At 66.6% G+C, this 19,755-nt stretch carries 22 protein-coding genes; 9 read left to right on the forward strand and 13 right to left on the reverse strand.

The window, feature by feature from the left end:
* Window positions 1-105 precede the first annotated feature (105 nt).
* The 3 genes from AC6I6S_RS11790 to AC6I6S_RS11800 form a co-directional block, all read right to left on the reverse strand.
* The gene (locus tag AC6I6S_RS11790; protein ID WP_497951475.1) at window positions 106-732 is read right to left on the reverse strand and encodes a trimeric intracellular cation channel family protein; all 627 of its coding nucleotides are present in this window, start codon (window positions 730-732) and stop codon (window positions 106-108) included.
* 341 nt (window positions 733-1,073) lie between these two features.
* Window positions 1,074-2,342: an isocitrate dehydrogenase (NADP(+)) gene (icd, locus tag AC6I6S_RS11795; protein ID WP_497950319.1), complete on the reverse strand. Its 1,269-nt coding sequence runs from the start codon at window positions 2,340-2,342 to the stop codon at window positions 1,074-1,076.
* A 102-nt stretch (window positions 2,343-2,444) separates the two neighbouring features.
* Entirely contained in the window at window positions 2,445-2,696 is a 252-nt protein-coding gene (locus AC6I6S_RS11800; protein WP_497950321.1) for a hypothetical protein, read from the reverse strand.
* A gap of 98 nt (window positions 2,697-2,794) precedes the next feature.
* Here AC6I6S_RS11800 and AC6I6S_RS11805 point away from each other — a divergent pair, with 98 nt between their 5' ends.
* From AC6I6S_RS11805 to map, 3 genes are all read left to right on the forward strand, one after another.
* Entirely contained in the window at window positions 2,795-3,706 is a 912-nt protein-coding gene (locus AC6I6S_RS11805) for an isoaspartyl peptidase/L-asparaginase (protein ID WP_497950322.1), read from the forward strand.
* Between the two features lie 345 nt (window positions 3,707-4,051).
* A complete protein-coding gene (locus AC6I6S_RS11810) occupies window positions 4,052-4,174 on the forward strand; it encodes a hypothetical protein (protein WP_497950324.1) in 123 nt (40 codons plus the stop codon).
* Between the two features lie 61 nt (window positions 4,175-4,235).
* Window positions 4,236-5,132 carry a type II methionyl aminopeptidase gene (gene map / locus AC6I6S_RS11815; RefSeq protein ID WP_497950325.1) on the forward strand — a complete coding sequence of 299 codons (897 nt, stop codon included), beginning with the start codon at window positions 4,236-4,238 and terminating at the stop codon, window positions 5,130-5,132.
* Window positions 5,133-5,201: 69 nt separating this feature from the next.
* Here map and AC6I6S_RS11820 read toward each other — a convergent pair whose 3' ends face one another.
* Complete coding sequence (locus tag AC6I6S_RS11820) at window positions 5,202-5,402, reverse strand: DUF7835 family putative zinc beta-ribbon protein (RefSeq protein WP_497950326.1); 201 nt, start codon at window positions 5,400-5,402, stop codon at window positions 5,202-5,204.
* Window positions 5,403-5,589: 187 nt separating this feature from the next.
* Between AC6I6S_RS11820 and AC6I6S_RS11825 the strand changes: the two genes are divergently transcribed.
* On the forward strand, window positions 5,590-6,138 hold the full coding sequence (locus AC6I6S_RS11825; RefSeq protein WP_497950328.1) for an HIT family protein: 549 nt from the start codon (window positions 5,590-5,592) through the stop codon (window positions 6,136-6,138).
* A gap of 60 nt (window positions 6,139-6,198) precedes the next feature.
* Entirely contained in the window at window positions 6,199-7,062 is an 864-nt protein-coding gene (locus AC6I6S_RS11830) for a mechanosensitive ion channel family protein (RefSeq protein WP_497950329.1), read from the forward strand.
* An 11-nt stretch (window positions 7,063-7,073) separates the two neighbouring features.
* Here the strand turns inward: AC6I6S_RS11830 and AC6I6S_RS11835 are convergent, their stop codons facing one another.
* Window positions 7,074-8,327, reverse strand: coding sequence for a tRNA (N(6)-L-threonylcarbamoyladenosine(37)-C(2))-methylthiotransferase (locus AC6I6S_RS11835; RefSeq protein WP_497950330.1), 1,254 nt, complete (start codon window positions 8,325-8,327; stop codon window positions 7,074-7,076).
* 74 nt (window positions 8,328-8,401) lie between these two features.
* Window positions 8,402-9,424: an AI-2E family transporter gene (locus AC6I6S_RS11840; RefSeq protein WP_497950332.1), complete on the reverse strand. Its 1,023-nt coding sequence runs from the start codon at window positions 9,422-9,424 to the stop codon at window positions 8,402-8,404.
* 129 nt (window positions 9,425-9,553) lie between these two features.
* Here AC6I6S_RS11840 and AC6I6S_RS11845 point away from each other — a divergent pair, with 129 nt between their 5' ends.
* A complete protein-coding gene (locus AC6I6S_RS11845; protein ID WP_497950333.1) occupies window positions 9,554-10,270 on the forward strand; it encodes a DUF547 domain-containing protein in 717 nt (238 codons plus the stop codon).
* A 9-nt stretch (window positions 10,271-10,279) separates the two neighbouring features.
* Here AC6I6S_RS11845 and AC6I6S_RS11850 read toward each other — a convergent pair whose 3' ends face one another.
* The 6 genes from AC6I6S_RS11850 to AC6I6S_RS11875 form a co-directional block, all read right to left on the reverse strand.
* The gene (locus tag AC6I6S_RS11850) at window positions 10,280-10,858 is read right to left on the reverse strand and encodes a YegP family protein (RefSeq protein WP_497950334.1); all 579 of its coding nucleotides are present in this window, start codon (window positions 10,856-10,858) and stop codon (window positions 10,280-10,282) included.
* A gap of 283 nt (window positions 10,859-11,141) precedes the next feature.
* Window positions 11,142-11,870 carry a guanosine phosphorylase gene (locus AC6I6S_RS11855; protein ID WP_497950336.1) on the reverse strand — a complete coding sequence of 243 codons (729 nt, stop codon included), beginning with the start codon at window positions 11,868-11,870 and terminating at the stop codon, window positions 11,142-11,144.
* A 57-nt stretch (window positions 11,871-11,927) separates the two neighbouring features.
* Window positions 11,928-12,236 carry a HalOD1 output domain-containing protein gene (locus AC6I6S_RS11860; protein WP_497950337.1) on the reverse strand — a complete coding sequence of 103 codons (309 nt, stop codon included), beginning with the start codon at window positions 12,234-12,236 and terminating at the stop codon, window positions 11,928-11,930.
* A 141-nt stretch (window positions 12,237-12,377) separates the two neighbouring features.
* Window positions 12,378-13,259: an ATP-dependent ribose-1-phosphate kinase gene (locus tag AC6I6S_RS11865; RefSeq protein WP_497950338.1), complete on the reverse strand. Its 882-nt coding sequence runs from the start codon at window positions 13,257-13,259 to the stop codon at window positions 12,378-12,380.
* A 47-nt stretch (window positions 13,260-13,306) separates the two neighbouring features.
* On the reverse strand, window positions 13,307-14,128 hold the full coding sequence (locus AC6I6S_RS11870; protein ID WP_497950340.1) for a DUF63 family protein: 822 nt from the start codon (window positions 14,126-14,128) through the stop codon (window positions 13,307-13,309).
* An 83-nt stretch (window positions 14,129-14,211) separates the two neighbouring features.
* Window positions 14,212-15,192 carry a ribose 1,5-bisphosphate isomerase gene (locus tag AC6I6S_RS11875; RefSeq protein ID WP_497950342.1) on the reverse strand — a complete coding sequence of 327 codons (981 nt, stop codon included), beginning with the start codon at window positions 15,190-15,192 and terminating at the stop codon, window positions 14,212-14,214.
* A gap of 173 nt (window positions 15,193-15,365) precedes the next feature.
* Here AC6I6S_RS11875 and deoC point away from each other — a divergent pair, with 173 nt between their 5' ends.
* Window positions 15,366-16,001, forward strand: coding sequence for a deoxyribose-phosphate aldolase (gene deoC, locus AC6I6S_RS11880; RefSeq protein ID WP_497950344.1), 636 nt, complete (start codon window positions 15,366-15,368; stop codon window positions 15,999-16,001).
* Between the two features lie 29 nt (window positions 16,002-16,030).
* Here the strand turns inward: deoC and AC6I6S_RS11885 are convergent, their stop codons facing one another.
* Window positions 16,031-17,212, reverse strand: coding sequence for an NAD-binding protein (locus AC6I6S_RS11885; RefSeq protein ID WP_497950345.1), 1,182 nt, complete (start codon window positions 17,210-17,212; stop codon window positions 16,031-16,033).
* Window positions 17,213-17,348: 136 nt separating this feature from the next.
* Here AC6I6S_RS11885 and AC6I6S_RS11890 point away from each other — a divergent pair, with 136 nt between their 5' ends.
* Both AC6I6S_RS11890 and AC6I6S_RS11895 read left to right on the forward strand, forming a co-directional pair.
* Window positions 17,349-18,578: a DUF8167 domain-containing protein gene (locus tag AC6I6S_RS11890; RefSeq protein WP_497950346.1), complete on the forward strand. Its 1,230-nt coding sequence runs from the start codon at window positions 17,349-17,351 to the stop codon at window positions 18,576-18,578.
* On the forward strand, window positions 18,575-19,750 hold the full coding sequence (locus tag AC6I6S_RS11895; protein WP_497950347.1) for a DUF8167 domain-containing protein: 1,176 nt from the start codon (window positions 18,575-18,577) through the stop codon (window positions 19,748-19,750). The genes AC6I6S_RS11890 and AC6I6S_RS11895 overlap by 4 nt, the downstream gene beginning before the upstream one ends.
* Window positions 19,751-19,755: the final 5 nt, after the last annotated feature.

Here is a 19,755-nt window from a genome sequence, read left to right on the forward strand (position 1 = left end):
GCCACCCGGATCGGCGTTGGTGGGGTGGGCGTGCGCTCGAGTCCGCCCGGAAACGGCGGGCGGCCGCGATGAGTCGGCGTTCGATGTCCCGTTCCTGGTTTCGAGCTACGGAGCGTCGCGGTCCCGCTTTCGCCCGAGGCCGAGCGCCTGCGCCGTCGGAAGCGACCAGCCGCACGTGACCGCCGCGAGCCGCGTTCCGACCGTCACCGCCGCACACGCGGCCGCGGCGGTGCTTCCAGTGGCCCCGGCGGTTATCGCGAGCCAGTAGGCGGCGCCGCCCAGCACCGCACAGCTCGCGTAGATGTCCTCGAGCAGGACGAACGGCGAGCGGTTCAACAGGATGTCCGCCATCGCACCGCCGCCGACCGCGTTGATGGTCGCGACGGCGACGACGCCGAACCCCGAGACGCCGGTGTCGGTCGCGACGATTGCGCCCGCGGTGGCGAACGCCGCGAGCCCGACGGCGTCGGAGAACTGCACGATCGGATGCTCATCGGCGTCTGCGAGGAGCGCGCTCACCCCCACCGCCAGGCCAACACCGAGCAGTCCGAGTGTGATCTCGTCTGCGGATCTGAGCGCCAGCGGGACGCGGCCGACGAGGACGTCGCGGGTCACTCCGCCGGCGAACGCCGTCGCGAGTCCGACGACCGCGACGCCGAACAGATCGAACTCTTCGCGGACCGCTTTGGTCGCCCCGACTAACGCGAAGGCGACCAGCCCAACCGCGTTCATCACGGCGAACGGGTCGCCGAGCAACTCCTGAATCACTGCTGGCAGCCACGGGATGGCCCGTCTTGAGTACTGCGCATCGGCGTGAGTCGATGTCTATCCGATCGGTCCGCGAACGAAGCGCGGCCGGTCGAACTACCCTCCCGAAACGATGGGGCGACCGCTCAACGGTTGATTCCTCTAAAACGCGGGACGAGAAGGACGAAAACCGCGTCGGTTGAAAACCGCGTTTACCACAGTTTCCGAACGCGTCGGAACTGCGTTCCGACAGCCCGAGAAGCACTCTACGAGAGCTTCTCGAAAGCGTCAGGCCGCGGAGCGGCCTGACTGTCCGAAAAACTGGCTTATGCCAGTTTCTCGATATTGCTGACGACTTCGTCGGCGTACTCGCTCGTGGCGAGCTTCTCTGCGTCCTCGAGCTGGCGCTCTAAGTCGTAGGTGACTTTGCCCGAGGAGATGGTCTCCTCGACGGCGTCACGGACGAGGTCAGCGGCGTCGTTCCAGCCGAGGTACTCGAGCATCATGCGGCCCGAGAGGATCATCGCGGTCGGGTTGACCTTGTCCTGGCCCTCGTACTTGGGTGCGGAGCCGTGGACGGGTTCGGCGAGCATGCGGCCCTCACCGAAGTTTCCGCCGGGGGCGATGCCGAGGCCGCCGATCTGGGCGCCGGCGGCGTCGGACATGTAGTCCCCGTTCAGGTTCATCGTCGCGATGACGTCGTACTGGTCGGTGCGGGTGAGAAGCTGCTGGAGCATGTTGTCCGCGATGCGGTCGTTGACGACCACCGCGTCGTCGGGCGCGTCGCCGTCGCGCTCCTCCCAGAGGGTGTCCTCGGTGATGACCTCGTCGCCGTACTCCTCTTCGGCGACCTCGTAGCCCCAGTCGCGGAACTGGCCCTCGGTGAACTTCATGATGTTGCCCTTGTGGACGAGGGTAACGGAGTCGCGGTCGTTCTCGAGGGCGTAGTCGATGGCTTCACGGACGAGTCGCTTCGTTCCGAACTCCGTGATCGGCTTGACGCCGATGCCGACGGGACCGTCGTGGATGATGTCGGTCTCTCCCATCTCCTCTTCGACGAACGCCTTGACCTGCTCGACTTCGTCGGTGCCGGCTTCCCACTCGATGCCGGCGTAGACGTCCTCCGTGTTCTCGCGGAAGGTGATCATGTCCATCTGCTCGGGTTCGGAGACCGGCGAGGGGACGCCCTCTAAGTGGTAGGTCGGCCGGACGTTCGCGTAGAGGTCGAGCAGTTTGCGCAGTCCGACGTTCAGCGAGCGGAAGCCGGCGCCGACGGGCGTCGTCAGCGGCCCCTTGATCGCGACGCGGTGTTCCTTGATCGCCTCGACGGTGTCGTCGGGCAGGTTCTCGTCGTAGCGCTCGCGGGCGGACTCACCGGCGTAGACGCGCATCCAGTTAATCTCGCGGCCGGTTGCGCTGGCGGCGGCGTCGAGAACCTTCTGTGCGGCGGGGCCGACGTCGCTGCCGACTCCGTCGCCGTAGATGATCGGAATAATCGGGTTGTCGGGCACCTCGAGGGCGGTTTCCGAGCCCTCCTCGAGCGTGATCGTCTCCCCGTCGTCAGGAACCTCAACCTGGTCGTAATCGTAGCTCATCTCGTCTGTAGGGTTCTCAGTGAAGCCTAAAAGGGCTCTCATTTCCGATTCGAGATGGTCGCTATCGCGCGGCCGCTTTCCGGTCGGAGTGGCACGTGGTCATCACCAGCCCCGGGCGAGCATGACGATGCCACCGTAGCTGCTGAGCAGTCCCACGGCCGCGAGTACGGCGAGGGCGGCCGCGGGAATCTCGAGTTGGAGGGCGATCCAGATGAAGACGAACGTCGCGATAGCGAGGACGAGTAGCGTGGTTCCGATATCCACCGCCTGTCGTTCTTCCGCGAGTACCAGTCTAGACATGGCGAGAACTACCATGACCGTACAGAATCCCGCGAGCAGAACGACCGGCATCATCGTCGTCGCCGATACACAAGCCTGCGTGGTAAGTGTAGGGGTTCACCGCCGCGACCCGAACCGGGACGATTATCCCGACCCGGGAAAAGCCGTCTCTCATGCAGGTAATCGTCCACGGCGGTGCCGGTGGAGAGCCAGACGAACCGGAACCTCGACAGGAAGTCCTCGATGAGGCCGCGCAAACGGGTGCGAACGAATCGACGCCGGTCGATGCCGTCGAAACCGCGGTGATGGTCCTCGAGTCCTCACCCCGGTTCAACGCGGGCGTCGGCGGTGCAGTCCAGAGCGACGGCGTGATCCGTACCGACGCGGGAATCATGACCGACGACCGCGCGGCCGGCGCGGTGTGTTCGATGCCCGGCGTCGAACACGCGGTCAGTGCAGCACGAGTCGTGATGGAGGAGACGCCACACGTGTTCCTCGCCGGCGACCGCGCCGTCTCGCTCGCCGAGAGCTACGGCGTCGAGACCGAGGTGGATCTCTGGTCCGAACGCACCCGCGAGAAGTGGGGGGAGCTCGAGCCGCCGACGGGCGGTCCACGGAGCCAACTCGAGTGGATCCGCGAGGAGTTCGGCCGGACGGACCCGGGCGGGCGCGACGAGGAGGAGGCGGCCCCGGGCGTCGGCGACGAGATGGACCACGACACCGTCGGTGCCGTCGCCTTCGACGGCGATCGGTTAGCAGCAGCCACGTCGACCGGCGGGCGGTGGCTCGCTCTCGCCGGCCGGGTCGGCGACGTCCCCCAGATCGGTTCGGGCTACTACTGCTCGCCGGCCGCCGGCGTCAGTGCGACCGGTGCCGGCGAGGACATCGCCCGGGTCACCCTCTCGAGACGCGTCGCCCGCCACGTCGAACGGGGCCTCGAAGCGCAGGCGGCGACGGATCTCGCGATCGAGGAGTTCGCCGAACTGACGGGGTCGACTGCGGGTGTCATCGCGATCGACGCCCGCGGAACGCTCGGCTCGTCGTTCAACAGTTCGATGATGCAAACAGCACGCGCGAACAGGTGATCGAAAGCTGACGGGCTGCCGGCCGTACGCCGTCTGGCCGAAACGAACCGGGAACGGTGGCGCCTCTCGTTCCCCCGGTCCGTGCCGGTGTGCGATCGTTGCCCCGCCTGATCGCGACCGTCGATTCCGGTGTTCGGCTACCCGGATGGCGTCTCTCACGCCGAATAGGTGCTCTTCCGGCCGCCGTATAAACCATCCCTGCCGTTTCGTGACGTTACGGAGTCTATGACTCGTTTCTCCGGGAACGGTTGCACCGCTTTTTCCCGGTATGCGACGGCATCTCCTCCTGGTTTCGACGATCGTCGTAGTAATGTTTTATTATCGTCGATCCCCATGAGTGTGCCAATGCTCAGACAACCACAGTATGCTGCACGACGCTGTCCACACTGCCGGACGACGCTCTCGAACGTTCAGGGGGTCGCCGCCTGTCCGGAGTGTGCGTGGACGGCCGCCGAACGGGAGCGGTAAGACCGCTGGGCGTGGAGTCGGAGGCGCAACCTCTTTTTATCGACCCGGTCAACCCCGCTGTATGACCGAATCAGAGGTCGACCTCGAGGCCGAGAAGTACGAGAAACACCGCGAAGCGGGGGAGATCCTTTCGCAAGTCCGCGAAGAAACCGTCGAGCGCGTCGAGGTCGGCGCGAGTCACCTCGAGGTCGCCGAGTACGCCGAAGACCGCATCCGGGAACTCGGCGGCAAGCCGGCGTTTCCGGTCAACATCTCGATCGACGAGGAGGCCGCCCACGCGACGCCGTCGATCGACGACGAGTCGACGTTCGGCGAGGAGATGATCAACCTCGACATCGGCGTCCACGTCGACGGCTGGCTCGCTGACACCGCGATCACGGTCGATCTCTCGGGGAACCCCGAACTCGCCGAGGCCTCCGAACAGGCGCTCGAGGCCGCGATCGACGTCATCGAACCCGGCGTCGACACCGGCGACATCGGCGCCGAGATCGAGGACGTCATCGACGGCTACGGCTTCAACCCGGTCGTCAACCTCACGGGCCACGGGCTGGGCCACTGGGAACAACACACCAGCCCGAACATCCCGAACCGCGCGGTTTCACAGGGGACAACCCTCGAGACCGGCGACGTCGTCGCCATCGAACCGTTCGCGACCGACGGCGGGGGGAAGGTCACCGAGGGCGCGAGCGAGGAGATCTACTCCCTCGAGCGCGAGGGGTCGGTTCGCAACCGTCAGGCTCGCGAGGCGCTCTCACAGATCACCGAGGAGTTCCGCACGCTGCCGTTTGCGACCCGCTGGCTCGACACCGGTCGGCCGGAGGTCGCGCTTCGCCGACTGAAACGACAGAACATCGTCCACGGCTACCCGGTGCTCAAGGAGGACGATGGCTTCCTCGTCAGTCAGAAGGAACATACGATCATCGTCACCGAGAACGGGTGTGAAGTGACGACAGATTGAAAATGTAGAAGAGGTGGTGAATAGTGCGCCCTCGGTGGACCGGTTCGACGGTATCGGTTGGCGGCGAACTCAGGCGTTGTTCATCCGCTGGCTGTGACGGGTCCCACAGCGCTGGCACTCTGCGACGCGGTAGGGTTCGCGGGAAAACTGGGCGTTTTCCTCCTTGAGGCTCTCGGTTCGAATCTGTACCGTCACCTCGTGAAGGGTGTCGAGTCCGCACTCCTCACAGTGTTCGGTGAGGCCGTTAAACGAGTTATCGGTTGTTGCCATTATCAAGACATTCTTTCTACCACTACCTTAAATCCACCTATCACTTCTCAAGGGTGATAGCCAGACTCACGATCGTCCCCTCCCGAGCAGCCGCCCGCTTTCGGCGCTCGCTGCTCTGACACCGGCGGCGAAACCGCAGTCCGTGCCGAGTACACACGCTTTTGAATCCGCCTCGAGTCCATCCGGTATGGAGCAGGTGTTCGCCCCGTGGCGCATCGAGTGGATCAGGCGCGAAGAGAAGAACCCGGACGTCGAAGAGTGCGTCTTCTGTGAGCTTCCCGACTGGGAGGAAGACCGGGAGAACCTGCTGGTCGCCCGGAACGAGCACGCCTTCGTCCTGCTGAACAACGCGCCGTACAACCCCGGTCACGCCATGGTGATCCCCTTCCACCACACGGGCGACTACACCGACCTGACCGACGAGGAACTACTGGGTCACGCGCGACTGAAACAGCGAACTCTCGAGGCACTCGAGGTCGCCTTCGATCCGGCGGGGTTCAATACCGGGTTGAATCTCGGCGGCGGCGCCGCGGGCGGCTCGATCGACGACCACCTCCACACCCACGTCGTCCCGCGCTGGCAGGGCGACACGAACTTCATGCCGGTGATCAGCGAGACGACGGTGATCGTCGAGGCGCTCGAGGAAACCTACGACCAGTTACACGAGGCGTTCGCCGCTCAGAAGGGTGCCACGGTTCCGGACGACCGGAGCGCGGTCGCGTTCACCGATTCGTAACCGGGCGCCGGAGCGGTTGCCGGGCGAACTTTTGTACGACGGTCTGTGGTACCTTCGGCAATGGCAGTGGTCGTTCGCCTCGAACGCCTGTTCGTCGAGTACGCCGTGATACTCGAGGACCTGGCGGTTCTCGTCGTCACGTTCGCTCTCGCCTACGCTATCGGCCGGTACCTCCTCGAGCCGCTGGCGGGCTGGGCGCTCGACGTTCGGATGAGCGATCCGACGCTTCGTCGCGGGCTGCAGCAGGTCGTCGCCGCCGGAACCGTAGTTCTCGCGGTGCTCGTCGCACTCTCGGTAGCCGGGTTCGACCATCTGCTCCAGCGGTCCGCGATCATCGTCGCCGCGCTGACGGTCGCAGTCGGGTTTGCTGCCCAGAACGTCGTCGGAAACTTCGTCAGCGGGGCGTTCATCGTCACTGACCCGAAGTACAACATCGGCGACTGGATTCGGTGGAACGACCAGGAAGGCGTCATCGAGGACATCAGCTTTCGGACCACTCGCGTTCGGACCTTCGACAACGAAGTCGTGATGGTCCCCAACTCGACGCTGACTACGACGGCCGTTACGAACGCTGTGCTGAACGACCGAATCCGTCTCGAAGTTCCGGTCGAAATCGATTACGACGACGACCTCGAGACCGCCGTCCGCGTACTGGCGGACGTCGCGGCCGCCCACCCCGACATCCTGGAGGAGCCGGAACCGCAGGTGTTCGTCACGGATCTCGAGGGCGCGGTCCGGCTCTCCGCCAGGTTCTGGATCGCAGACCCGAGCAGACTGTCGTTCGCGAGGGTTCGTTCGACGTACGCCCGGCGCGTCCTCGAGCGCCTCGACGACAGTGGGATCGACCTCGGTGCACCCGCGACACAGGAGTTGCAGGGTGGACTCGAGGTAACCCCGCGTACCGGAGACGAGACGGTGCGATGATCGCGTTCGGATCAGATCGGTTCGCCGAAGGCGTACATCGTCTCGTGGGCCGTCACCTCGAGATCGACGAACTCGCCCGGCTCGAGACCGTACTCGCTCGCGTTTCGGACGATGAGCTGGCGGTAGGCCGAATCCCGGCACTTCACGGAGTCGGCGGTTCCCTCCTCGACCACCAGGACACCCTCCCGAACGTCGCCGACCATCTCGGCGTAGGCCTCGCCGACGATTTCACGCTTTACCTCGCTCATCTCCTTCGAGCGTTCCTTCTTGATCGTGCCGCCCAGGCCCTTCATTGTCGCGGCATCGGTGCCCGGCCGCTTCGAGAAGCGGGTGACGTTGAGCTTCTCGGGGCGGGTCTCCCGAAGGAGCGCCATCGACTGGGCGTGGTCGTGGTCGGTTTCGGTCGGGAAGCCGACGATGAAGTCCGTCGAGAGGGTCCAGTACTCGAGGGCCGCATCGAACGTTTCGATCACCTCGAGATACTCGCTTACCTGGTGCTGGCGGCGCATATCGCCGAGCACGTCGTCCGAGCCGGACTGGACGGGCGCGTGCAGGAAGTCGTACAGCTTCTCGTTGTCGGCGAACACCCGCGCCAGTTCCTCGCGGATGCCGTGGACGCCCTTCGGGTTCGCCATCCCCACCCGAACCCGGAACTCGCCGTCGATGGCGCAGATCTCCTCGAGCAGTTCCGGCAGTTTCCGCTTGCCCTGTTCCCAGCCGTAGACGCCGGTGTCCTGACCGGTGATGCGGATCTCCTTCGCCCCCGCGTGGACGAGCGCGCGGGCCTTCTCGACGTTTTCCTCGACCGGCGGGGAGTCGATCTTGCCGGTGGCGTGTTTGGTGATGCAGTACGAGCAGTCGGACATACAGCCCCGCGCGATGGGGAGAATGCCGACGACGCCGTCGAGCACCGGCGTCGCGTCGGGAGTCGTCGTCGGGCACTCGCCGTTCGTCACCGCCTCGGGGACCTCGTCCCAGTGGAGCACCTCGGCGTCCACGTCGGCTGCCGCGAACTCCTCGCCCTGGGCGAGGGCCATACAGCCAGTGACGTACAGATCCGCGGTCTCCTCGCTCAGCTCCTCGGCTCGCCGGAGCATGTTTCGCTCGGTCTTCTCGACGACGGTGCAGGTGTTGAGGATCGCCACGTCGGCTTCGTCGGGACCGTCGACCCGGTAGTGGCCCGCGTCACGGAGCCGTCGCTCGATCTCGCGGCTCTCGCCGCGGTTCGACGTACAGCCGTAGGTTTCGATGTGATACCGGGCCATCGCGTACCGTTTCGTGGGGGCCGGTCGGGGAAAAGCGCGACGGATTCCGCTGCGGAGCGAACCGGCTTCGGCGTTCAGCCGGCGGCACCCGAGCCGTCCTCGAGCCGGTGATAGTGTTCGTCGACGACCGAGAGGACGGCCTTGAACGCGCCGAGGACGACGGGACCGAAGAACAGCCCCATGATTCCGAAGGCGTAGATGCCGCCGAGAACCCCGAGGATGATCACCGCGGGACTGAGTTCGGCGTAGCGGTCGACGACGATCGGCCGCAGGTAGTCGTCGGCGACGCCGACCACGACCGCGCTGTAAATGAACAGCGCCACCGCGAGCACGGGTTCGCCGGTCAGTGCGAGATAGGCGACGGCCGGTCCCCAGACGAGGAACGCTCCGATCAGCGGCACCAGCGAGAGGATGACCATGATGAACGTCCAGAAGGCGGCGTTCGGTATTCCGGTCGCGAACAGTCCGAGACCGGCGATCACGCCCTCGATGAGCGCGATCAGTACGTGTCCCAGCAGGACGGCCCGCGTGACCTCGTCGAGTTCGCCGTAGAGGTCGTCCTGGACGTCCGATGGAAGGGGCGTCGTCTCCCTGATCCACCCCATCAACTCGGCCCCGTCCTTGAGCAGGTAGTAGATGAGGAACAACGCGAGTCCGAGACCAACGAGAACGTGGGTTAACGTGCTTATGACCTCTGTCGTCCGCTCGAGGACGAACATCCCCGCCTCCTGGCCGGCGTCGGCGGCGGTCGACGCAAGGTCGACCTCGAGCCCGGTGCGCTCCTCGAATTGACCCTCTATGTCGGCGAGTCCGATCGCGTCGGCGTCGAACTCCTGGAGCAACTCGAGGGCGTCTTCCGCGATGACCGCGATGACGACGAGAAAGGGGATCAGAAAGCCCGCGATCGCCAGCACCACCATCGCGAACGCCGATATCGTCGGCGAAATGCGGGGAGCCAGCCGCCTGTGGAGCGGGAAGAGAATGTAGGCGAGCAACACCGCCGCCAGAACGTACTGGAGAAAGGGAAGAACCAGTAACAGCGAGAGAACGGCGAAGAGCCCTACCAGAACGAGCAGGTACCCCTTGCTGAGATTCATACAGGCTGTTCAACGGATCGTCGTATAAGTCCGGGCGTTGCGTGAGACGGACCGACCTGTCTTCGGTGACGACAGTCGGTTCAGCCGCCCCACGGGTTCAAGTCGCTGGTTGGCCAAGTATGCCACTGAATGTCGACGCAACTCGACCCCCTCTCGGTTTCTGCTGACCTCCTCTACGTGGTCAAAACGGAGGGCACCGCGACCGAGTTGCGAGAGTATCTCGCGAGGTTCGATCGCTCCCGTCTGGAGCGGGCGCTGTCGGGGCACACCCAGCGACTATCGTTCTGGCTCAACTGTTACAACGCCTACGCCCAGTTGCTGCTCGAGGCGACGCCGACGCTCCTCGAGGGCGGCGTCCTCGATCGATGGAAGTTCTTCGCTCGCGATCGGATCCCCGTCGCGGGCGTCTGGCTGAGCCTCGACGACATCGAACACGGCATGCTCCGGGGGTCGAAGCACCCCTGGGGGATGGGGTATCTCCCCCGACCGTTCCCCTCCTCGTTCGAGCGAGCGTTCCGCCTCGAGCGCGTCGACCCCCGGATTCACTTCGCGCTGAGCTGTGGCTCCGAGAGCTGCCCGCCGATCGCCGTCTACAGCCCCCAGGACGTCGACGCCGAACTCGACGTCGCGACCGAGTGGTACCTGGAGGAAAACGTCTCCTACGATCCGTCGACGGAGGTCGCGACGGTTCCCCGTCTGTTTCTCTGGTACCGCGGCGACTTCGGCGGCAAACGCGGCATCGTCGACTTCCTCGAGCGCTACGGCGCCGTCCCGGAGGGGGTCACACCCTCGCTCGCGTACGACGAGTACGACTGGTCTGCCGACATCGGCGATTTCCGAAACTGAGTCCGTTGGTCAGTCCTCGAGCTGTTCGATCCGTGCGGTGGTTGCGCTCTTGCTGACGCTTCTGGCTGCACGCGTCGCGTTGTACCGCGAGGCGTATCCCTCGCCGCTGTCGGCGACGACGTTCCCGTTCCAGTGGACCAGCCGCCAGCGCCACTCCTCGGCCCGGTCGCGGTAGACCTCGAATCGGGCGGTCCGCCCCGCATCGGTCCCGTTTCCGGCGCTTCCCTCAGTACCGACGGTCGTCGAGTCGGCGGGCATCGTTGCTGAGGCGGGATCCGGCGTCTCGTCCGCATCCGCGTCGACGGGCGACGCGTCCGGCGGGAGTTCGGCGTCCTCGAGCAGAACGGTCGAGGACGCTGACGCCGGCCACTCGAGTTCCAGTTCCAGTTCGACCTCCTCCGCGTCGGCCTCGGCCTCGAGATCAACCTCGATCGTCTCGGGGAACGCGATCGACGCGGTTCCCTCGTTGACCGCGATACGAGCCGGTCGATCGCTCTCGAGCGCGCCAGCCAGTTCCGTGAACAGCGCCGCGAGTTCCGCGCGGTCGTGTGTCGCCTCGAGTTCGAACTGTGTGTGTTCGTCCGCCATACGACCCCTACGAGGGCCACGGGGCTGAGAATACGCGTGGCGCCTGCAAGCCGACCGTTTTGAGGCGCGGTCTCAGAGCCAGTACAGCGCTCCCAGGTATAGTAGTCGTTCGACAGCTGGTCGACCAATTATATACCAGCTGACGTGCTACGGTGAGACCGATGGGTGAGATTTTCGCAGTAGGATTTTTTCTCGCTGTCGCAGTGGTACTGTCCTTCCTCCCGAGCTGGGCCGGTAACTGGTGGCAGTCTCGAAACGAAGACGAAGATCGGACGGGACGGCGTTAGAGCCGAGTCGCCGCCTCGAGCGTGATGTCGATCGCTCGCCCGACGTTGTTCTTCGCCTTCTCGGGAAGTTCGTCGTCCTCGGTGTCGGTCCCCTTCTGGGTGCCCTTCACGAGGTTGCCGTCGACGGTACAGATCGCACCGGCGCGAAGCCCCTTGCGGCGAGTCAGCGAGAACACCGCGGCGGCCTCCATCTCCACCGAGAGCAGGCCGGCGGCCTCCCAGTCGGCGACGGCGTCGTCGCTCTCGGCGTAGTAGGCGTCGTCGCTCGCGATCGGGCCGACGTGAACGTCCTCATCGTTCGCTTCGGCCGAGTCGACCAGCGCCGAGAGCACGTCGTAGTCGGGGACGGCGGGGTACTCGACGGCCTCGTAGCGCTTCGAGGTCCCCTCGTTCTTTGCGGCGCCGGTCGCGACGACCATGTCGCCGATCTCGACGTCGGCCTGGAGCGCGCCGGTGGTGCCGACGCGGACGAACGTCTCGACGCCGACGTTCGAGAGCTCCTCGACCGCGATCGCTGCGGAGGGACAGCCGATACCCGTCGAACAGATCGTCAGCTCGCGGCCGTCGTAGGTGGCGTTGACGACCTTGTACTCGCGGTTCTGGGCGATCGTCTCGGCCTCGTCGCAGTGGCCGGCGATCCGATCCACCCGGCCGGGGTCGCCGGGGATGAGTGCGATGTCGTGAACGTCACCGTCGTCGACCAGCAGGTGGGGCTGAGTTGCCATACCCGCCGGTTCTGCGGGCGGTGGGAAAAAAGGTCCGTTCGGCCGCGGATCCGACCGTCAGGCGTTCGGATACACCTGGACGCTTTCGTCTCGGACCACGACGGTCAGCTCCTCGACGTCGAACCGGATCCGGCCACCGGTTCGGGACTGGCCGTCGTACCTGTCGGCGAACAGCGCGTCGAGGGCCTCCGGATCGATGTAATCGTACAATCGCGTACTCGAGGCCGTTACGTCGATACCACGGAACTGTGCGAGCGCGGAGGCGACGGCAATACTCGCCGGCTCGTCCTCGCTCCGCTCGTATCGGACCCGTCTCCGGAACTCGCCGCGTCCACCGTCGAATCCGCCAGTAGCTTGCTTGTTCATGGCTCTCCGTCACGTCTCCGTGACTGTCTATTCGAGTTACCAACGTCACCGCCCATATAGCTACCGTCAGACAACATCCGGTGAGAACGAGAGCCGCCGCTGGAGGCGTACGTATCATGATCCTCGGTAAGCCCGTTCCGATCAGTTTCGCTCAGTGAGAAACCCACGGACGTCCGCAGCGGTTGGTGCGCTCCGGGCGCCCTCTCGACTGGCGGCGAGCGCCCCGCAGGCGTTGGCGTACTCGAGGGCCGTCTCGACGTCGTCGGTGCGAAGCGTCGTCGCGATGAAGCCGGCCGCGAACGCGTCGCCGGCTCCCGTCGTGTCGACGGCGTCGATGTCGAACCCCGGGTGGACGGACGAGCCTCGAGGCGTGTGGACCTCCGCGCCGTCGCTGCCGTGTTTGACGACGACGATCCGGTTGCTGAAATCGGAGTCGGCGTACTCTTCCTCGAGCATCGCCTCGACCTCGAGCGTGTTGGCGAAGACTATGTCGGCGTATTCGAGAGCCCCGCTGTAATCGCGTTCGCCGAGGCGACGGCCGGGATCGAAGCTGACCGTAATTTCGGCCTCGGTCGCCGTGCGGGCGATTCGAGCGGCCGTATCCGGCCGCTGGCTGGTCAGGTGAACGTGAGACGCAGACCGGACCCAGTCGTCGTCGACGTGTTTCGGTTCGACGGCTTCGTTCACCCCGTCGTTACCGAGAACGGACACCTCTCCGTCGTCGTCAACGAGCAGGTACTTGACCGCGGTTTCGGCGTCGTCTACGACTCTGAGGCCGTCGAGAGAAACGTCCGCGGCCTCGAGTTCGCGTCTGGCGAGCAGGCCGCTGTCGTCGTCGCCGACGCTGCCGATGAGACCGGTTTCACACGAGAGGGAGGCGAGCGCAACGGCGACGTTGGCGGCGCTGCCGCCGCCGGACTGGCGCTGTGAGCGGATCGACGCTTCCCCATCGGGTTCGGGCAACCTGTCGACGCGGAGCGTCACGTCCCAGTTGACGTGGCCCGCAGTGAGCACGGTGACCATGCAGCGATACCTCGAGGGGTCTACCTCCGGAGCAAAAACGTTGACGTCTACGTGACCGTGAACAGGAGCACGTTGTGAACGCCGGGGCCGAGGCCCACGGCTGCGACCAGCGCGAGCAAGGCGCGCGCGCGGCGAGGCTCCTCCCGGACGAAGTCGGTGAACAGCCAGATGACGAACACCGCCAGACCGACTTTGAGCAGCGCGAACAGCCAGCCGGCGCCGATGTACTCGTAAGTCGGGAGCGATTCGGCGGCCTCGAGAACCAGCCGGGAGGCGGGTACCTCCTCGGCGGCACCGAGCCGATCGTAGCCGATCGCCGTCGAGACGCCGTCGAGGGCCTGTCCGAAGACGACGAGCGCACCCGTGAGGCTCGTGACGGCGGCGATCTCGGTCGCCCAGAGGCCGAGCGCGATCCAGACGAGCGCGGTAAGGATTCCGGCGACGACGACCGAAATCACCGGCCAGAACGGCGTGAACGACCCCATCTCCCAGCCGATGAACAGCACGAACATCGCGAACACCGAGAAGAAGCCGGTGCCGACGATGCCGACCACCCGCTCTATCGAGCGCTGGAGTCCCGCCGCGTACAGGAAACAGGCGAGTATCCAGACCAGTCCGGCGACGACCGCGGTCGTCAGATACACGGTCGGCGAGCCGAACAGGACCTCGAGATGCGATGGATAGGCCTCGAGGCGGTAGAGGACGTGTAACGCCGAGCCGAGCATCATCCAGGGGGCGAAGGCGATCACGGTCCGGTCGGTGATCGGCGGCTCGAGCACCCACAGCAGCGCGACGACCCCGATCAGCACCAGCACCAGCGGCACGAGGACGTACCACGGTGGGAGGAGAAACCCGTCAGGTAGCACCATAGGCCGGAATTGCTCAGGGCAGTGACTAACCGTTTCCGGTTACTCGTGGACCAGGCCGCCGAATACACCGCCAGCGTGTCCGGTCATCGCTCCCAGGGCTCTGCGGTCGTCTCCCCGAACAGTTCGCGCATGAGCATCACGATGCTCTCGGGCGGGAACTGCCCCCGTTCGGTGACGATGGCGTCGACGTGTCGCGGCGGGGTGACGTCGAAGGCGGGGTTCTCGACGACGAGGCCGTCCTCCTGGAGGTCACCGCCGGAGATCTCCCGTCGTTCGTCTTCCGAGAGCACCTCCCGCTCGTCGCGCATCTCGATCTCGACGGTGTGACCGGTCATCGTGTCGGGGTGGAGCTTGATCGTCTGGGCGGCGACCATCACCGGCACGCCCCGCTCGCGGGCGTTGACCGCCAGTCCGCTGGTGCCGATCTTGTTGATGACGCTGCCGTCCGCGGCGATGCTATCGGCACCGACGAGGACGTGATCGGCCTCGTCCAGGTACCGCCGGCCCGCGTTATCGACGATCAGGGTGACCGGGACACCCATCTCGCGGAGCTGTTCGGCCGTGATGTGACCCTGCTTTCTGGGCCGGGTTTCCTTGACGATCGCCTCGATGTGCTTGCCGTCCTCGAGGGCGGCTTCCACGCAGGAGAGGGCGTCCGTCGAGTGACAGTGGGTCATCACGACGTCGCCGTCCCGGAGGCGGTTCGCCCCGACCTCGCCGAGGGTTTCCTGGGCCTGCTCCAGATCCCGCTGGAACTGCTCGGCCCGTGTGATCGTGGTCGACCGGAGCCCCGAAACGGTGTCCCCCTCCATCCCGCGCAGGATGTACCGCAGCGCGTTGGGGAGACTTACCGCAGTCGGGCGGGTTTCGTACAGCGCCTTGGCGGCGGCACGCACCTCCGCGTGAAAGGCCGCCGGCGTTTCCGCCTCGCTCGCGGCGGCCTGCGTCGCGAGCGCTCCCGCGGCGGCGTCGGCGATCGTCGCCGCGCCGCGGACCTCCATCTCGGCGATATCCGTCGCTACCTCCCGAACCTCGGGTGCGATGGCGGGCTGGTCGTCGGTCATACTTCGGGGTTGGTCACCGAGGGGTATAGTAGCAACTGAAAGTCACGGAACACTCGCTCACGAATCCGGGCCTCGCGACTCGCGCTGGCCCCCTACGAGCGGATGTGATCCGTTTCAGCGGCTACTAAGAACAACCGGACGGATTTTTACCGGTCCGGTGAGTCGACAGCCACATGCACAGCGAGGAACTCGCGCCGATGATCGACCACACCGTTCTCGGGCCGGAGACGACGCCGGCGGACGTCGAGGCAGTTCTGGACGCCGCCGCCGGGTACGGGATGAACGCCTGTATCCCGCCGTGTTACCTCGAGGAAGTCGCCGAGTACGCCCCCGACGTAACCATTGCGACCGTGATCGGCTTTCCCCACGGCCAGAACGACCACGACGTCAAGCGCCGCGAGGGCGTCCTCGCCTGGAAGGCGGGCGCGGACGAACTCGACGTCGTGATCAACGTCGGCCGGCTCCGGGCGGGAGAGGACGAAGCCGTCGCAGCCGAACTCGAGGAACTGGTCGCCGCCGTACCGATCCCGGTGAAGGTGATCATCGAGACCGCACTGCTCTCCGACGACGAGAAGCACCGCGCGTGCGAGGCCGCGGTCGAGGCGGACGCGGCGATGGTCAAGACCTCGACCGGCTTCGCCGACGGCGGCGCAACCCTCGAGGACGTCTCCCTGATGAGCGAGTATCTCCCCGTGAAAGCCAGCGGCGGCGTCGGCAGCTACGAGGGGGCGCTCGAGATGATCGACGCCGGCGCCGAGCGGATCGGCGCCTCGAGCGGCGTCGCGATACTCGAGGGCGCTCCGGAGTAGCCACTCCGATCGCGTCTGCGGTCGCCCCGTTACTCGTCGCGCAGGAGGCTCGAGACCACCGGCGACTCGTCGGCCCCGAGTGCCGACTGTACGAGCAGGTGGCCGCCCAGCTCCGAGAGACTGATCACGTCGTCGGCACCCGCCCGCTCGAGTTTCCGGGTGTTCTCCCGATCCGTCGCGGCCGTGACGATGCGGACGTCGGGACGAAGTTCTCTGGCTGTCAGCACCGCGAGAGCGTCCTGGGCATCGTCGTCAGTCGCGACGAGCACCGCGCGAGCGGTCGCGATTTTCCCTCGACGAAGCGGCTCCTCGTCGCTCGGGTTCGCTCGCAGCACCTTGATGTCACGGTCGCCGAGTTCGGAGGCCGCCGTCTCGTCGCGGGTGACGACCAGAAACGGGACGTCGGCGTTGGAGAGTTCGTTCACGATCGGTTCGGTCAGGTCCCCGTAGCCGAGGACGAGGATGTGGTCGTCGAGGAGTTCGAGTTCTGAGTCGGTCATCATTCCGAGTGTTTTCGAGATCCGCGCCTGAATCGCCGGCCCGACGAGCGCCCCGATGGCGATACCGAAGCTGGCCACCCCGAGGACGACGACGGACATCGTAAACAGCTGCGCCACCTCGGTTTCGGGGCCGATATCGCCGTAGCCGACGGTGCTCGAGGTGATCAGCGTGAAGTAGAAGGCGTCGAGTAGGTGTTCGATGCCGTCGAACTGCTCCCGAAGCGCGAACGCGCCGAAGGTGCCGTAGGCCTGAACGCCGACGAGCGCGCCGCCCGCCGCGAGCTGGGTCGTCGTGAGCGAGAGCTGGCGGTCGAACCGCCGGCGTGTGAGCAGGAGCGTCGGCATCGAGATCAGCGAGAGAACGATCAGCGGGACCGAGTACGGACTCGCCTGAAGGAGCCCCTGTCCGGCCGTTATCGGTAACAACAGGAACGTCGCCCACCAGCCGGCTCGCAGCCCTCGCCTGAGTGCGAGCGCACTGCCGACCATCAGGAAGCCGGTCAGCGCACCCGTGAAGCCGACCGCCTCCTGGACGGCGATGGGGACGTGGGCCGCGACGGGACCGAAGTCGGCGGCTTCCTGCTCGATGTTGAGAACGCCGGTCGCCACCGAGAGCAGCGCGACGAGTAGCGCGAGCCCAACGACCGCGCGGGTCGTGGCGACCCACCGCCAGTTCTCGGGCAGCCGCTCGATCACCCGTTCGCCGACCATACCAACGACTCAAGCAGGGCGGCGGTAAACGTCTTCGCCTCCGACAATCCGCGAGATCATTCCGAGCCGCTCCGCGCCGTACCCGCTCGCGTCCGCGGTCGGTACTGGTTTACCGGTCGCCCGCGACCGACCCACAATGACTTCGCTTCCGGTCGAGGTGCTCCTCGGCATCTATCTCGGGCTGTTGACCGGCATCGTCCCGGCGCTGGTGGCCGGTGCGCTCGGCTTTCTCGTCCGCTACGTTACCGGCGTCTCTCTCCCCGGTTTCGGTGTGGTCGCGCTCGCGCTCTCGATCGCCAGCATCCAGGGCGGGCTGCTCGGCCTCGTCGAACCCACTGTGACCCAGTCGCCGCGGCTGCTGGTCGCCGTTCTCGTCGTGTTGATGCTCGCGCTGTACGCCCACAGCCAGGGCGACAGACTGGGCGCCGAACTCCCTCGCCGGGTGTCGCTCACCGAACTCCGCCGGCGGACCCTCTCGGCGGACGCCGTCGAGACCGTCGGCGGCATCGGTCAGGTGACGGTCCGTCCGCTCGGCGAGATCCGCGACGTCGAAGGGTATCCACCGCTGTCGCCCGGGCTCCGGGCGACCCTTCGTGAGGGGTCCTGGCGGCTGCCCGCCGACCTCCCGCTGTCGGAACTCGAGGTCCGCCTCGCCGAGCGGCTGCGGACGGATCACGACCTCGCCGACGTGTCGGTCTCGATCGACGAACGCGGGCGGGCGACGATCGCCGCGGCGCCGCCCTCGAGCGGTCTCTCGCGGCGAATTCCGGCGGACTCGCGCGCGGTCTCCATCGAAACGCAGATTCCGACGGGACTGGCTCGCGGGGACGAGGTGACCGTCCGCGGGGACGGCGGATCGGTAGACGGCACCGTCCTCGCTGCGCGCGCGGCGGCCGACAGCGAAGCGACGACCGGTTCCGGTTCGACGGCCGACGACGAACCGAGCGAGGAGCGCCCCGCTGCGGGAGACCGGCTTTCGGCCCGCACGACGGCATGCGTCGGCGGCCCCGGGCGACTGACCGTCGCCGTCGACGAACACGACGCGAAAGCGGTGCTCGCGTCGAACGCCGACCGAGTCGTCGTTCGCTCCCGCGGCACGAGCCCGGAGCTGCGGGCGCTCGCGCTGTTGAAACGGGGTGGCCGGCACGTCCGGCGCCTGACGGTCGGGGAGTCAGTTTCCGACGCCGACCGCTCTTCTCTCGAGGTGACGATTCTCGCCCGGAGACGTGCGAACCGATCGCCGGAAACCGACCGAGAGTGGTCGTTCGGTCGCGATTCGGCCGGCGCGCTCGAGTCCGGCGACGAACTCGTCGTCGCGGGGCGGCCGGCCGACCTCGCCGACGTCGCGGCGAGGTGGGGCCGGTGACGGTCGCCGCGGCGTCGTCGGTTGGCGCCCAGGTTCCGCCACTGCTGTTGGACGCGGCGGTTCGAATCCTCGGCTTCGGCCTTCTCTCGGCCGGAACGGCCGCTGGCGCGGCGATCGCCTACCGGTGGTACAGCGCCGAGGAGATCCCCGAGGGGATCGCGGTGCTGTTCGGCATCTCGACGGTCGCCCTCTGGCTGAATACGAAGAGCGCGCTCGGCGACGCGATCATCGGCGACACGCCGCTGCTCGACCCCGGAACCGCGGTGTACACGGTGGCGGCGTTCGCCGTAAGCGCCATCGCGGCCGACGGCGGCCGGCGGCTGGGGAGCGCCCTCGAGGCGGAGCTCCTGGCGGGGGGAGCCCCGCGAACGGTCGACGACGTGAACCAACTCGTCCGGTCGGCCGGTCGGGTCGTGGCCGTCGAACTGCCGCGGGTGATCGACGACGCCGACGGCTACGATCCGATCGACGACTCGCTGCGGACGACACTCGCCGGAAAGACACTCCTGTTCCCGCGCCGGCTCACCGACGAGGAGCGCCGGGAGCGGTTGGTCGCCCGCCTCGAGGGCGACTACGGGATCGACCACGTCGCGGTCGAGTTCGCGGCCGACGGAACGGTCGCCAGCCTCGCCGTCGGCAGCAAGCCGGCCGGGATCGGACCGACGCTCGCGCCGGGAACCGTCGCCGTCGCGCTCGAGGCGGACCCCTCGCCCGAGGCGAGTCCGGGCGATACCGTCGAGGTGTGGGCGCGGCGCGACGGCGACCTCGAGCGGCTGACGACCGCCGACCTCCGGGCGACAGCGGACGACGTCGCGACCGTCGTGATCGACGCCGCTGATGCGACCTCGCTCGAGCGAACGGACGCACTCGAACCGGAGCCGGCGACGACCGAGTCGTCCCCGCCGTACCGACTCGTCACCCGCCCCGACTCGAGGGGCGCCGGCCGCGAGTTCGTCTCCCTGCTCAGGGCGGCAGACGAGACGGTGACGGCGCTGACCGTCGGAGACTCGCTGGCTGGCTCGCCGATTGCCGACCTGCCGGCGGTCGTCCTCGCCGTCGAACGGAACGGGGATGCGCTCGCCCTTCCGGCTGGCGACGAGTGCCTCGAGCCGGGTGATACCGCGTTCGTGCTCTCCCGTCCTGCGGCGCTCGACGAGCTCCGAGAGCGGTAGCTACT

It is taken from the genome of Natrononativus sp. DTA114, from assembly GCF_059736515.1.